Origin of the sequence: Phreatobacter stygius (assembly GCF_005144885.1) — a bacterium.
Lineage (GTDB): Bacteria > Pseudomonadota > Alphaproteobacteria > Rhizobiales > Phreatobacteraceae > Phreatobacter > Phreatobacter stygius.
On sequence record NZ_CP039690.1, the window covers coordinates 7001327 to 7015556 of the forward strand.

At 66.5% G+C, this 14230-nt stretch carries 13 protein-coding genes; 6 read left to right on the top strand and 7 right to left on the bottom strand.

The window, feature by feature from the left end; translation table 11 throughout:
• Positions 1-2: 2 nt before the first annotated feature.
• Positions 3-1775, bottom strand: a complete 1773-nt coding sequence (locus tag E8M01_RS33070; protein ID WP_136964059.1) for a hybrid sensor histidine kinase/response regulator — start codon at positions 1773-1775, stop codon at positions 3-5.
• Positions 1776-1903: 128 nt separating this feature from the next.
• Positions 1904-3028 (bottom strand): AbrB family transcriptional regulator, encoded by a 1125-nt coding sequence (locus E8M01_RS33075; RefSeq protein WP_246088519.1) that lies wholly within the window; start codon positions 3026-3028, stop codon positions 1904-1906.
• Between the two features lie 276 nt (positions 3029-3304).
• On the opposite strand from E8M01_RS33075, the gene aroQ reads away from it, so the two are divergent.
• The 6 genes from aroQ (at position 3305) to E8M01_RS33105 (ending at position 8832) form a co-directional block, all read left to right on the top strand.
• A complete protein-coding gene (gene aroQ, locus E8M01_RS33080; protein WP_136964060.1) occupies positions 3305-3760 on the top strand; it encodes a type II 3-dehydroquinate dehydratase in 456 nt (151 codons plus the stop codon).
• Positions 3761-3795: 35 nt separating this feature from the next.
• Entirely contained in the window at positions 3796-4269 is a 474-nt protein-coding gene (accB, locus tag E8M01_RS33085) for an acetyl-CoA carboxylase biotin carboxyl carrier protein (protein WP_136964061.1), read from the top strand.
• A 14-nt stretch (positions 4270-4283) separates the two neighbouring features.
• Complete coding sequence (gene accC, locus E8M01_RS33090; protein ID WP_136964062.1) at positions 4284-5636, top strand: acetyl-CoA carboxylase biotin carboxylase subunit; 1353 nt, start codon at positions 4284-4286, stop codon at positions 5634-5636.
• A gap of 48 nt (positions 5637-5684) precedes the next feature.
• Positions 5685-6287, top strand: coding sequence for a glutathione peroxidase (locus tag E8M01_RS33095; RefSeq protein WP_136964063.1), 603 nt, complete (start codon positions 5685-5687; stop codon positions 6285-6287).
• A gap of 43 nt (positions 6288-6330) precedes the next feature.
• Positions 6331-7485 (top strand): ribonuclease D, encoded by a 1155-nt coding sequence (rnd, locus tag E8M01_RS33100; protein ID WP_136964064.1) that lies wholly within the window; start codon positions 6331-6333, stop codon positions 7483-7485.
• A gap of 111 nt (positions 7486-7596) precedes the next feature.
• Entirely contained in the window at positions 7597-8832 is a 1236-nt protein-coding gene (locus tag E8M01_RS33105) for a dipeptidase (RefSeq protein ID WP_136964065.1), read from the top strand.
• Positions 8833-8896: 64 nt separating this feature from the next.
• Here the strand turns inward: E8M01_RS33105 and E8M01_RS33110 are convergent, their stop codons facing one another.
• From E8M01_RS33110 to E8M01_RS33135, 5 genes are all read right to left on the bottom strand, one after another.
• Positions 8897-9532 (bottom strand): DUF1062 domain-containing protein, encoded by a 636-nt coding sequence (locus E8M01_RS33110; RefSeq protein WP_136964066.1) that lies wholly within the window; start codon positions 9530-9532, stop codon positions 8897-8899.
• Between the two features lie 509 nt (positions 9533-10041).
• A complete protein-coding gene (locus tag E8M01_RS33120; protein WP_136964068.1) occupies positions 10042-10875 on the bottom strand; it encodes a universal stress protein in 834 nt (277 codons plus the stop codon).
• A 103-nt stretch (positions 10876-10978) separates the two neighbouring features.
• Entirely contained in the window at positions 10979-12511 is a 1533-nt protein-coding gene (locus tag E8M01_RS33125) for an acyl-CoA carboxylase subunit beta (RefSeq protein ID WP_136964069.1), read from the bottom strand.
• A 206-nt stretch (positions 12512-12717) separates the two neighbouring features.
• A complete protein-coding gene (locus tag E8M01_RS33130; protein ID WP_136964070.1) occupies positions 12718-13095 on the bottom strand; it encodes a hypothetical protein in 378 nt (125 codons plus the stop codon).
• Positions 13096-13242: 147 nt separating this feature from the next.
• Positions 13243-14181, bottom strand: a complete 939-nt coding sequence (locus tag E8M01_RS33135; RefSeq protein WP_136964071.1) for a hypothetical protein — start codon at positions 14179-14181, stop codon at positions 13243-13245.
• Positions 14182-14230 lie beyond the last annotated feature (49 nt).

Genomic DNA, 14230 nt, shown 5'->3' on the forward strand with positions numbered 1-14230 from the left:
GATCAGCCCGCGCCGTTTGCCCGGAGCGGCTCGCCAACGGCCCGGCGGATCGCGTCTTGCAGGAGATCGGGCGCCAGCGGCTTGTGCAAAAGGACATGGCCGCTCGCCGCCAGATCGCGCAGCCGCTCCGGCGAGGTGTCGCCGGTGACGATCAGCGCCGGCGCGTGGTAGCCGAGATGGCCGATCAGGCTCTCGATGGCGGCGGCCCCGGTCATGCCGCCGGCCAGGCGATGGTCGGCGATGATCAGGTCAACCGGCGGCGCACCGGCCTCGTCGTGGCGGCGGCAAAGCGCGTCGACGCTCGGCGCGGCGTAGCTCCGATGGCCCCAGCTCGCCATCAGCGCGGTGATGGCGTCGAGCACCTGGAGGTCGTCGTCCACCACCATGATGCCCAGCCCTTCGGAAACATGCTGCGGCGCCGGGGCGGGCTGAACCGCGGGCGCGGCAACGAGCGGCACGGTGAGTGAGAAGGTCGAACCTTTGCCGGGCAACGAACTGAGCGCGATCGGATGGCCGAGCAGGCCCGCCAGGCGCCGCACGATGGCCAGGCCGAGGCCGAGGCCCTCCTGGCGGTCGCGATGCGGATTGTGCAGCTGGGTGAACTCTTCGAACACGGCCGCGTGCTGGTCGGCCGGGATGCCCGGCCCGGTATCGACCACCTGGATCTCCACCCTGTCGCCGCGCCGGCGGCAGCCGATGAGGACACGGCCGCCCGGCGCGTAGCGCAGGGCATTGGACAGGAAATTGTCCAGGATGCGCTTCAGGAGCGCCGGATCGCTCTCGACCCAGGCATTGGACGGCACGGCGCGCAAGGTGATGCCGCGATCCCGCGCCTGGCCGCCGAACTCTTCGCGCAGGCCCTGGATCAGCCGCATCAGCGCGATCGGCCGACGCTCCACCGAGACCAGCCCGGCGTCGAGCCGCGATACGTCGATCAGGCCATGCAGGAGCCCGCCCAGCGAAGCGATGACCGCCTGCTGCTTTTCAGCCAGGCCCTGCGCATCGCTGGCGCGGACATCGCCCTTCCGGGCAAGGGCCGCCAGGGCCGCCGCGAACAGGCCGAGGGCATGGATCGGCTGGCGCAGATCGTGGTTGGCGGCGGCAAGGAACCGGGTCTTGGCGTGATTGGCCGCGGTCGCCCGGTCGCGCTCGTGCTTGAGCCCGTCGATCAGTGCCGCATTCTCGAAGCGCAGTCCCACCGTCTCCTTCAGCGACCGGTAGTTGACCCGGCAATAATAGAGACTGACGACGATCAAGCAGGCTTGCAGGACGAGATAGAGATCGAAGACCGGATCGTCCTGCATCAGGCAGCGCAGGGCGAAGGGCGCATGCATCGCCAGCAGCACCCGGGCATGAGCCGGCGGATGGGCCGCCACCGACGACACGCCGCCGCCCGACATGCCGGTCAGCACGATGCAGACGAAGGCGACGAGGTGAGCCTGGGTGGGAACGAAGCCGATCCAGCCGAGCGCGCCCCAGGCCAGGCTCCAGAGAATCGACAGCAGCGTGAAGCGGCGGGCCCAGACCGCGAAGCCCGGACTGTCGCTCGCGCGCTGAAAATAGCGGCGGGACAGGAGCCAGCGGGCCCCGGTCAGCGCATAGATCGCGGCGGCCCAGGTCAACAGCAGCGGGCCCGCCACGGTGCCCCACAGCACATAGACGACCGGCCAGGGCACGACGATGCTGGCGATCATCGCCCCATAGGACTGGCGATAGAGAAGGTCGACCAAAGCCGCCTGCAAACGCGCTTCGCCGTTTGCCTCTGTCTGCGACATGGTCATCGTCCTGATGCGACCGGGCGTTTGCCCGGGCCATTCGTGCGACCGCACGGGCTTTGAGTCTAAGGCTGTCCTATGTGAGTCGGAACCGGCCGACGCGCACGGGTGGCCTGAACCGGCGCGCCCTACTCGGCCGGCTGGCGTGCCGGCCGTTGTTCCGGGCCGAGCAGCCGGTTGGCGATCCGGAACGCCAGCGGCGCGGAAATCATCACCAGGAAGACCCTGATGATGTGATGGGCCGCGACGAAAGCCACCTCGGCATGCAGGGCGACCGCGATCAGGCTCATTTCGGCGAGCCCGCCCGGTGAATAGGCCAGCGCCAGGGTCACCACGCCGAAATCCGACAGGCGCGAGACGATGACCGCGAAGACCGTCATCCAGAACAGCAGGATGACGGTCGAGCCGACCGACAGCGCCAGGATGCGCATGACCGTCCGGCTCGCCGTGCCGGCGAAGCGGCAGCCGATCGCCACGCCGAGGATCAGCTGGGCCGCGTTGACGATCTCGAACGGCGGCTTGAAATCGCTCCAGCCCATGAGATGCACGCAGGCGCTCACCAGCATGGGACCGAGCAGGGTCTTGGCCGGCAGGTTCAGGAGATGGCCCAGGAGTGCGCCGGCAAGCCCGCAGCCGACCAGCCAGGCTTCGCTGACCAGCGGCGTATCGAACATCGAGACCGAACCGGCGGCACGGTTGAGCGAAACGCCCTCGATCCATTGGATGGCGAAAGGCAAGGTCATCACGATCATCAGGATGCGGGCCGAATGGACCAGTGCGATCACCCGGGCGTCGCCGCCGCGCTCCTCGCCATAGGTGATCATCTCGACCAGGCCGCCCGGCATGCCGGAAAAGAACGCCGTGGTGCGGTCAAAGCCGCCGATCCGGCGGAAATACCAGACCACCGTCAGGCCGCAGGCGACCATGAAGACGACGAGGCCGAGGATGGTCGGCAACCACTGAGGGATCTGCGCGATCACCGAAGGGCTGAAGCCCGAGCCGAGCATGACGCCGATCACCGCCGACATCGGCGGCCGGATCACCGCGGGTGCGGCGACCGGCGCCCGGGTCAGCGCGGCGACCGTGCAGAACATCATGGCGCCGAGCATCCAGGGCAGCGGCAGCTTCAGGATCGAGAAGATATAGCCGCCGGCAAGGCCGAGCAGCAGCGCCAGCGCGAACCGTGGATAGGGAAACCGCGACGGCGCCAATTGCGCGATGCCGTAGCGGATCTCGGCGAACCAACCGTTCACGCCCTGCTCCTCTGCTGCCCCGGCAGCCGGTGCCCTCGGCCGGACTCCGGCTCTTGGCCCAGGCTGGGCGAGCGCATAGCATCTTCGCCAAAGCCCGCGCCAGCTGGACTTATCCACCATGACGCCGGCCGGAAATAGCGGGTCTCACGGGTCGCTTTCCATCCGTCACGGCCCGGCCTATAAGGGCCGGCCCGGAGGGTTGCGATTTTCCGGGACCGCCTCGATTCCGCACCGGATCGATCGCGGAGCGGCCCCATCTGGACCCGACGCCCCCGCATGAGCACCGTCCTCGTCCTCAACGGACCCAATCTCAACCTTCTCGGCACGCGTGAACCGGCGATCTACGGCGCCACCACGCTGGCCGACGTCGATGCACTTTGCCGCACCGCGGCTGCCGGGCACGGCCTCACCGCCGATTGCCGGCAGTCCAACCATGAGGGCGTGCTGGTCGATTGGATCCACGAGGCCGGCAAGGCCTATGCCGCGGGCGACTTGAAAGGCGTCGTGCTCAATGCCGGCGCCTATACCCACACTTCGCTCGCGATCGCCGATGCGATCCGGGGCACCGGCGTGCCGGTGATCGAGGTCCACATCACCAATGTGCACGCCCGCGAGGCGTTCCGTCATCATTCCTATCTCTCACCCGTCGCGCGCGGGATCATTGTCGGGCTCGGCCCCAATGGTTACGTGCTCGCCATCGCCGCACTCGCCGGACTTCCGCCGAAGGCCTGAGGCCGACGGCGAAGCGATCGGCCAAAGAGGGCCCCATGCTCAAGAACAAATACCCCATCGATCCCGCGCTCATTCGCGAACTCGCGCAGGTGCTGACCGATACCGACCTGACCGAGATCGAGGTCGCCCATGACGACCTGAAGATCCGCGTGGCGCGCCAGATCACCGTCCACACCACGGTGGCGGCGCCGGTCGCGGCGCATGCACCGGCCGCCGCGCCGGTCGCAGCAGCTGCGGCGGCCGCGCCCGTGGTCGTCGACGACCCGCGCAAACATCCAGGCGTGGTCACCTCGCCCATGGTCGGCACCGCCTATCGCCGGCCCTCGCCCGACGCCAAGCCGCTGGTCGAGCTCGGCACGGTGGTGAAGGAGGGCGACCGGCTCTGCCTGATCGAAGCCATGAAGACCTTCAACGATATCGCCGCGCCGCGCAGCGGCACGGTCACGCGCATCTTCTTCGAAGACGGTCGGCCGGTCGAATACGGCGAGCCGCTCATGATCGTCGAATGAGCGGACAGGTGCCCATGTTCCACAAGGTCCTGATCGCCAATCGCGGTGAGATCGCGCTCAGGGTGCTGCGCGCCTGCAAGGAGCTCGACATCGCAACCGTCGCCGTGCATTCGACGGCCGATTCCGATGCCATGCATGTGAAGCTCGCCGACGAGAGCGTCTGCATTGGCCCGCCGCCGGCACGCGACAGCTATCTCAACATTCCCCAGCTCTTGGCGGCCTGCGAGATCACCGGCGCCGACGCGGTCCATCCCGGCTACGGCTTCCTGTCGGAAAACGCCCGTTTCGCCGAGATCCTGGAAAGCCACGGCATCACCTTCATTGGCCCCAAGGCCGAACACATCAGGGTGATGGGCGACAAGATCGAGGCCAAGCGCACCGCCAAGCGCCTGGGCATTCCGACCGTTCCCGGCTCCGAAGGCGGCATCGACAATGACGAGGATGCCCGCCGCGTCGCCAAGGAGATCGGCTTTCCCGTCATCATCAAGGCCGCCGCCGGCGGCGGCGGCCGCGGCATGAAGGTGGCGCGCACCGCCGACGAACTCGACGTCGCGCTGCAGACCGCCAAGACCGAAGCCAAGGCGGCGTTCGGCGACGATGCCGTCTATATCGAGAAATATCTCGGCAAGCCGCGCCATATCGAAATCCAGATCCTCGGCGACGGCCAGGGCAGCGCCATCCATCTCGGCGAACGCGACTGTTCGCTGCAGCGCCGGCACCAGAAGGTCTGGGAGGAAGGCCCCTCGCCGATCATCACGCCGGCCCAGCGCGCCGAAATCGGCGGCGTCTGCGCCAAGGCCATGGCCGATCTCGGCTATGTCGGCGCCGGCACGATCGAGTTCCTCTACGAGGACGGCCAGTTCTTCTTCATCGAGATGAACACCCGCATCCAGGTCGAACATCCCGTCACCGAGATGATCACCGGCATCGACCTGGTCAACGAGCAGATCAAGATCGCCGCCGGCCAGAAGCTGTCGATGAAGCAGTCGGACATCGTCATCGAGGGCCACGCCATCGAATGCCGGGTCAATGCCGAGAACCCCTCGACCTTCCGCCCCTCGCCCGGCAAGCTCGGCCTGTTCCACGTGCCGGGTGGCCTCGGCGTGCGCGTCGACAGCCATGCGTATCAGGGCTACACGATCCCGCCTTATTATGATTCACTGGTCGGCAAGTTGATCGTCCACGGCCGCACGCGCGCCGAATGTCTCGCCCGCCTGAAGCGCGCGCTGGATGAATTCGTCGTCGACGGCATCGAAACCACTATCCCGCTGTTCCGGACGCTGGTTCGCAATCCGGAAATCGCAGCTGGCAATTACGATATCCATTGGCTGGAAAAGTTCCTGGCCACCAACGAGATCGCGGCCTGAGGCCGCGGTTCGCGGCCAGGCCAGTCCGAGACTGGAGGAGCCGCGACCATGTCCCGCGACAGGACCCAAATCGACAGACGCCTGCTGATCGCCGCCGCTGCGGCCGTGGTTGCAGGCCCTGCCCTCGCCCAGAGCTCCGCCCCGGGATCGGGTCGGGTCTCGAGCCGGATCTCCAATTCGGCCTATGCCTTCACCTTCGACGGACTGGAAGGCGAGCCGGTCAGGCTCGCCGATCATGCCGGCCGGGTCCTGCTGGTGGTCAACACCGCCTCGTCCTGCGGCTTCACGCCGCAATATAACGACCTGCAGACCATGTGGGACCGCTATCGCGCGCGTGGCCTGGTGGTGGTTGGCGTGCCGTCCGACGATTTCAACCAGGAGCGCGGCTCGAATCAGGAGATCGCCGAGGTCTGTCACGGGCAATATGGCGTGTCCTTCCCGATGACCGGCAAACAGGTGGTGCGTGGCTCGGCGGCCCATCCGTTCTACCGCTGGGCCGCCGCGCAGCGGCCGGCCGACATCCCCACCTGGAACTTCCACAAGTTCGTCATTGGCCGCACCGGGCTCATCGCCGGCGCCTTTCCGGCACGCGTCCGGCCGACCGATCCGCGCATCGTCGCCCTCGTCGAGACACAACTTGCAGGCGTCTGAAACCGCTTCGCAATCGCGGCCCGACTCCTGTATGTAAGGCGAGATGTTAGTCACTTCTCCGTCCGACCTCGCCGCGATCTGTGCGCGCCTCGCCAAACACCCTTTCGTCACGGTGGACACCGAATTCCTCCGTGAGACGACTTTCTGGCCGAAACTTTGCGTCATCCAGCTCGCCAGCCCGGATGAGGCAGTGGCGATCGATGCGCTCGCGCCGGGCATGGACCTGGCGCCGTTTTTCGACCTGATGACCAATCCGGCGGTGATCAAGGTGTTCCACGCCGCCCGCCAGGACGTCGAGATCGTCTGGCATCTGTCGGAGCGCATTCCGGCGCCGCTGTTCGACAGCCAGGTCGCCGCCATGGTGCTCGGTTATGGCGACAGCATTTCTTACGATCAGCTGGTCCAGCGCACCAATGGCACCATGCTCGACAAGACCAGCCGCTTCACCGACTGGTCGAAGCGGCCGCTGAGCGAGGCGCAGATCACCTACGCCATCGCCGATGTCACCCATCTGCGCGATATCTACGTCAAGCTGACCGCCGAGCTCGAGAAGCGCGGCCGGGCCGAGTGGGTTGCCGAGGAAATGGGCGTGCTGACCTCGCCCGAGACCTATCGCCAGGAACCGGAGCGTGCCTGGGAGCGTTTTCGCAACCGCGTGCGCAAGCCGCGCGAACTGGCCGTGCTGATGGATGTCGCCGCCTGGCGCGAGCGCGAGGCCCAGGCCCGCGACGTGCCGCGCTCGCGGGTGTTGAAGGACGACAGCCTGATCGACGTGGCGATGACCGGCCCGAAGACCGTCGAGGCGCTCGGCGCCATGCGCTCGATCCCCAAGGGCTGGGAGCGGTCGCGCGACGGTATCGCGATCGTCGAGGCGGTGCAGAGCGGGCTGGCGCGCGATCCGAAGAGCTTGCCGGCGATCGACAAGCACCGCCCGCCGAGCCACGCCCAGTCGGCGACTGTCGAGCTGCTCAAGGTGCTGTTGAAAATGGTCGCCGAAAAGCACCATGTCGCCGCCAAGGTGGTGGCAACCTCCGACGACCTCGACAAGATCGCCGAGAACGACGAGGCCGATGTCGGTGCGCTGAAAGGCTGGCGGCGCGAGCTGTTCGGCGAGAATGCCCTGGCCATCAAGCACGGCAAGCTGGCGCTGGCCATCGACCGCGGCCGGGTGGTGACGGTCGAGCGCGACACCGCCTGATCCGCGCCGCGCGACCAGCCGCCATGCGCGCGCGGGCGGCGCGGCGGCGCGCGCCGAGAGCCATAGTCAGGCGCGCCGCAGCACCGCGGCACGCGCAGCGAGAGAGCCGTTATGACGAAGTCGGATCCGGCCCTGGACAAGGCCCTTGAACTGCTCGGCAGGTTTCCGCTGTTCGACGGGCACAACGACCTGCCCTTCACCATCCGCCGCGACCGCGCAGCCCTTGGCGATGTCGCCGCCTATGGCCTCGACCGGGTCCATCAGGAAAGCGATACCGACATTCCCAGGATGCGCGAAGGCCGGGTCGCGGCCCAGGTCTTCGCCGCCTTCGTGCCGACCTCGGTACCAAGGCCCGCCCGCTTCACCCTGGAACAGCTGGCCATTTGCCTCGACATCGAGGCGGTGCACCCGGATGTCTTCCTGCCGGCCCGGCGCGCCGCCGATGTCGGGCGCGCCCGCAGGGCCGGCAAGATCGCCTCGGTCATCTCGGTCGAGAGCGGCGTCGGCCTGGAGAATTCGCTGAGCCCGTTGCGGGTCTGGCATGCCGCCGGCATGCGCATCCTGACGCTCTGCCACAACGAGACGCTCGACTGGATCGATTCGGCCACCGACGCGCCGCGCCATGACGGGCTGACCGATTTCGGCCGCGCCGTGATCGCCGAATGCAACCGGCTCGGCGTCATGGTCGATCTCGCCCATGCCTCGCCCAAGGCCCAGCACGACGCGCTCGACCATGCCCGGGCGCCGCTCATCTGGTCGCATTCCAACGCCTTCGCGCTGTGCGACCACCCGCGCAACGTCACCGATGACGTGCTCGACCGGGTCAAGGCCAATGGCGGCATGGTCATGGCGACCTTCGTGCCGAATTTCATCTCGCGAAAGAGCCGCGAATGGATGACGCCGTTCCAGATCCACGGCAAGACCAGGCCGGGGCTCGATATCGACGCGGCGGTGACCGAAAAGGCCAAGGCCGAAGGCCCCTGGCCAAAAGGCTCGATCGCGGAGCTGTGCGACCATATCGACTATATCGTCGGCCGGACCGGCCTGAACCATATCGGCATCGGCTCCGACTTCTATGGCGGTCCCAATCCCGACGACCTCGCCAATGTCTCGCGCTTTCCGCACCTGATCGCCGCCCTGATCCGGCGCGGCTGGTCGGACGCGGCGATCGGCAAGATCGCCTCGGGCAATATCCTCAGGCTCTGGAAGACCGTCGAGCGCAAGGCCGCCGAACGCGCCAAGACCGAAACCCCTGGCATCGCCCAGGTCGCCGCCGAGGCGATCAACCTCAAGCCGCGCGCCAAGACCGAAGCGAGCAAGAGCCAGAGTTCGAGCGCTTCAGACTGAGGCGCCCTGCACCAAGATGAGTAAGATCACGAAGGCCTGAGATTTCAGGCCTTCGTGATACCGGTTACAGTGGACGACCGGTCGCTAAAGGTCTCCACGATTGGTCTCGGTCGGCCTCGGTGGCGAGGTCGGTTATGACCTGCGTGCCGGTTTTGATACGCCGCCGCAAAATGTCGGCGCGGTCCGAATTGGTCCGAAGCGTGCCGCCGTCGTGAAGCGTCTGGAGCCGTGCACGCGAAACTCTCAGCTCGGACGCCAGCAGACGGTCAAGGCGTGTGCTGATCGGAAACGGGACCATCAGCTCGATTGCCAGTTTCGTCCAATTGCGCGTTTCGTGCAGGATCTCTTTTTCGATATCAAACTCGGAAAATTCATCGACGCGCTGCGACCTGCGCCGCAATGCTTCGAGGTTGAACGTTTCTGTCCGGATCCATTGCGGATCGTTGGACTGCAGCGCTTCCAGGACGATCGGATCGATATCGCGGACATTCTGCCGCTCAAAGATCGGACGGTTCCATGTCCTTTCGCAGATCAGGCACTTGTAGATAAGCCACGCATCAAGCTTGCGACCGTTGGCGTTGAGCCGGATTTTGCCGCTGGATTGGAAGGCCCTCAGGCCGCCACATCCGCTGCACGCAATCCAAGGCTGGGGAGCTGTTTGGGCAACGATGGTCCATCGGACCCGAAGTATATTGCACATACCGTCTTGGTCTTCCGTTCGGAAGTCCACCAAGATGGTGCATGAGAAAACCCCTTGCGGGCGCGGTGTGGCGATGTTTTGGGCGGCTGAAGAGCTGAGACAGCGGAGCTGCACATGGCACATTTTAACAATGCCAAACCGGTCTCTAGCCACCACCCGATGGACATGGTCATACGCCGGCAGCGTGTTGCTATCCGGCAGTACGGGTGAAACGGGATTGAGACCGGTATTTACTTAGGCAAAGCTGACCTCGATGCGCCAAACGCTCTTCGCCCCCAGCGATAGCAAATCATCGGTTCGAAATGGAGTCCTCGGGCGCGTCCGGAGGTCGAAAACGGCGGCGTTGCGGCTTTGATGCAACTCTTTGACGAGGCCAGGTGAGGTTTGGCGCCTGGCTGGTCGTTGCAGACCCGGCCAGCGCATGTCCCGATCGACGGTGGAGCGCCCAAGCCCAAGCTGTCGGGCTGGCTCGTCAACGACATCAGGACCAACGAAATCCTGAAACCCCGTCAGTGCGACATCAGCACCGGCACCGACGAATATTGCAGCATGGTCGTCGTGGTGCCGCCGAGCACCATTTGCCGCAGCCGCGAATGGGCATAACCGCCCATCACCACCATCTGGGCGCGGACGCTCGCCGCGTGGTCGGCGATCGCCTTGCCGGTGCCGCGCGTATAGGGCAGATCGGTCACCGACACCTTGACGCCGTGATGGGCCAGCATCGGCGCCAGCGCCGCGCCGGCGATCCGGTCCTCGGCATGCCTGTCGCCAAGCACCGATACGATCTCCACCTGCCCTGCCCGGTCGATGAACGGCGTGGCGCCGCCAACCGCGCGGGCTGCCACCGCCGAACCGTCCCAGGCCACGATCACGGTGTTGGACGCCCGCTCGGGATCGAAGCCGTCGGGCACCACGATGACCGGCCGCCCACTGGACAGGAGCAGCGTCTCGGCGAGTTCGGTCGACCAGATATCGGCGGTCCGGGGACGGCCGCAGATCGCCAGGTCATGCAGGCGGGCGCGCTTGCCGATCCGGCTGAACAAGGGATCGATCGCGTCGCTGACCACTTCGACCGCCGCCGCCACGCCGTTGATCTGCGCACTCCGGCCGATCGATTCGGCGAGTTCGTCGGCATCCCGGCCGCGGAAGTCGTTGTCGTCGGTGACGATCGCCTGCACCTCGGCGACGCCGGAATAGACCACCACCGGCACCTTGATGGCGCCGACCACCACCGAGAGATGGGCCTTGTGGTCGGCGGCCAGCGAGATCGCGTAATTGATGGCGCCGCTCGGGCGCTCACCGTCACCGGCGACAAGAGCGAGGAGAACTGTCTTGATCGACATGGCACGACCTCCGCTGCGTGTACCGCTTCACTTGATCTAAGCGGTGCCAGCCATCCTCGGTAGTACGTCGGCCCGACGCAAGCGGACCGTTGGTCCGGATGTCTCACAGCGGAATGTTGTCGTGTTTCTTCCACGGAATCTCGCTGGCCTTGTGCCGCAGCAGGGCCAGCGCCCGCGCCACGCGCCGGCGGGTCGAGTGCGGCATGATCACCTCGTCGATATAACCACGCTCGGCGGCGACGAAAGGCGACAGGAACCGCTCCTCATATTCCTTGGTGCGCGCGGCGATCTTGGCCGTGTCGTTCATGTCGGCACGGAAGATGATCTCGACGGCGCCCTTGGCGCCCATCACGGCGACCTGCGCGCTCGGCCAGGCATAGTTGACGTCGCCGCCAATATGTTTGGACGCCATCACGTCATAGGCGCCGCCAAAGGCCTTGCGGGTGATGACGGTGACCAGCGGCACGGTGGCCTGGGCATAAGCGAACAGGAGCTTGGCGCCGTGTTTGATCAGGCCGCCATATTCCTGGGCGGTGCCGGGCAGGAAGCCGGGCACGTCGACAAAGGTGACGATCGGGATCGAGAAGGCGTCGCAGAAGCGGACGAAACGGGCGGCTTTCCGGCTGGCGTCAGAATCGAGCACGCCGGCCAGCACCATGGGCTGATTGGCGACGATGCCGACGCTGCGGCCCTCGAGCCGGCCGAAACCGGTGATGATATTCTGGGCAAACTTGGCCTGGATCTCGAAGAAGTCGCCCTCGTCGACCATTTTCGAGATCAGTTCCTTCATGTCGTAGGGCTTGTTCGGATTGTCCGGCACCAGGGTGTCGAGCGACAGGTCGATCCGATCAGGCGTGTCGAAGGACGGCAGTTCCGGCGCGCCCTCGGTATTGTTGGCGGGCAGGAAGTCGATCAGCCGGCGCATCTGCAGCAGCGCCTCGACATCGTTCTCATAGGCGCCATCGGCGACCGATGATTTCACCGCATGGATGGAGGCGCCGCCGAGCTCTTCCGAGGTGACGATCTCGTTGGTCACCGTCTTCACCACATCCGGGCCGGTGACGAACATGTAGCTGGTATCCTTCACCATGAAGATGAAGTCGGTCATGGCCGGCGAATAGACATCGCCGCCGGCGCAGGGCCCCATGATCAGCGAGATCTGCGGAATCACTCCGGACGCGATGACATTTCGCCTGAAGACTTCGCCGTAACCCCCGAGCGCATCGACACCTTCCTGGATTCGTGCGCCGCCGGCATCGAACAGGCCGATGACCGGCGCGCGCGCCTTCAGCGCCATGTCCTGGACCTTGGTGATCTTGGCGGCGTGGGCGCCCGACAGCGAGCCGCCGAACACCGTGAAGTCCTTGGAGAAGACGAACACGGTACGGCCATTGACCGTGCCCCAGCCGGTGATCACGCCGTCGCCGGGGATATGCGACTTCTCCATGCCGAAATCCGCGCAGCGATGCTGCACGAACATGTCGAACTCCTCGAAGGAGCCACGGTCGAGCAGCAGTTCGACGCGCTCGCGGGCGGTCAGCTTGCCCTTGGCATGCTGCGCGTCGATGCGCTTCTGGCCACCGCCGAGTCGGGCCTCGGCCCGCCGCTCTTCGAGCCTTTCCAGAACGTCCTTCATGCGCACCAAGGGGCTAAGCGCCCCCCTCCGAGGGGTTGAGACCAGTCGCTTGCGATAGCATGCCAGCAATAAGCCGGCCAATCGGACGGACGGGGGATGTGGCGGCCGCGCGAACATCGGTCATCTGGGAGCTTTGCCGCGACGGCGCGCGGCGCACGCCGCGTCACCTGCCCGGACCGGCCGGGCGCGCGGCCTGTCGCCGGCGCTCACGCCGCCGGCGCTTGCTCGACCTGTGCCAAGGGCTGCTCGCAGCCGCCGCGCAGCACCGCGACGATGGTCGCCAGCGCCTGGTCGATGGCTGGCCGCGGCATCTGCGGCCGGGTCTCGGCCAGCTTCTGCTCGAGCGCGAGAATCAGCCTGTCGCGGTCCGCGGCCTTCTCCGTGCAGAGCTCGTCGAGCGCATAGGCCACGGCACGAACCACGCCGATGACCAGGTTGGTGAGGGTCTTTTCGCTGGCATTCAGGGCGCCGTTCATGCCGGAATTCATGCCGGTCAAGATGACCTGTTGCCGGCCGATGGCTTCATTGAGGAGTCTGACGGCCTGTTCGAGCCTGCCGACTCGGTCGTCAATCGGATCGGACATTCATATCCCCCCGGTTGTCCCTGAGTCGGTATCCAACCATTGCCATCCGGGAAAGTCGATAGATTCCCCGCGTTCGACCTGTCCTTAACCAAGGCCCAGGAGCCACCGGCAGGGTCAGAGGTCGGATGCGGCGCCCATGCCGTAACGTCAACCAGCAGAGGTGCCCGACCTGTTGTATCGCCAGATGCCGACCGCCAGCGCCAGCGTGACGACACCCGCGACCAGGATCGACAGCGGGTTGGGCCCGAGCCGCTCGAACCACTGGGTATAGAAATGGATCGCGCCGAAGACCGCCGCGAGGCCAAGGACCCAGGAGCGCCCGCTGCGCGCGGCCCAGGCGCCGGTGCCGATGATCGCGACGGCCCAGGCGATGGTGAAGGTCCAGGCGGGCACGCCGACCAGGCTTCCGCCGGAGGGGTCACCGCCGAGCCAGCGCAGCCGGTCGCCCCAGAGCGAACCCACCCAGAAGCCGAAATTGACCAGCAGCAGCGAGGTTCGCGCCGCGATGATGGCGAGCCGCGCCTGATCGGCGGCGAGCCGCTTCGAGGCCTGGTAGGCCGCGATCGCGAGCGCAGAAAACACCAGGACGGTGAGCAGCGGCCGCTCGATGCCGAGGAAATAGGAGGCGTGGGCATAACCGGTGCGGGCGCCAACGGTTGCCGAAAGGGTGAGCACGGCAAGCCCGATCAGCAGGCCCGAGCGGGCGACGACCGCGACCCCGGCCAGCACGATCGTCACCGCCAGCAGGGTGGTGGCGGAGCCCTTGGTGGCGAAGACCAGCCCGCCGGTGGCGAGCAGCGCGCCGGCAACGAGGCCGATATTGGCGAGAAGGCCCCAGGCGCCGCTGCCGGACAGGATGAAGCCGAGCCCGGCCGCCGCCATGACGGCGCCGATGACGATCGCCGTGGCCGGCTCCGGCACCAGGCCAATGGCACCGAGCGCAACCGCCACCACACCGAAGCCGATCAGGATATTGATCGCGGCCGACCCCGCGCCTTCGGTGGCATACCCCTTCAGCCGGTCGAATTCGGCCGGGGTGATCCGGCCGTCCTCGAGCAGCTTGGCGAGATCGAGTGTCACTCTCACGGTCGGGAGCCTCCCTGGCGCGGCACCTTGGGCGGGGCCTCGGCATGGC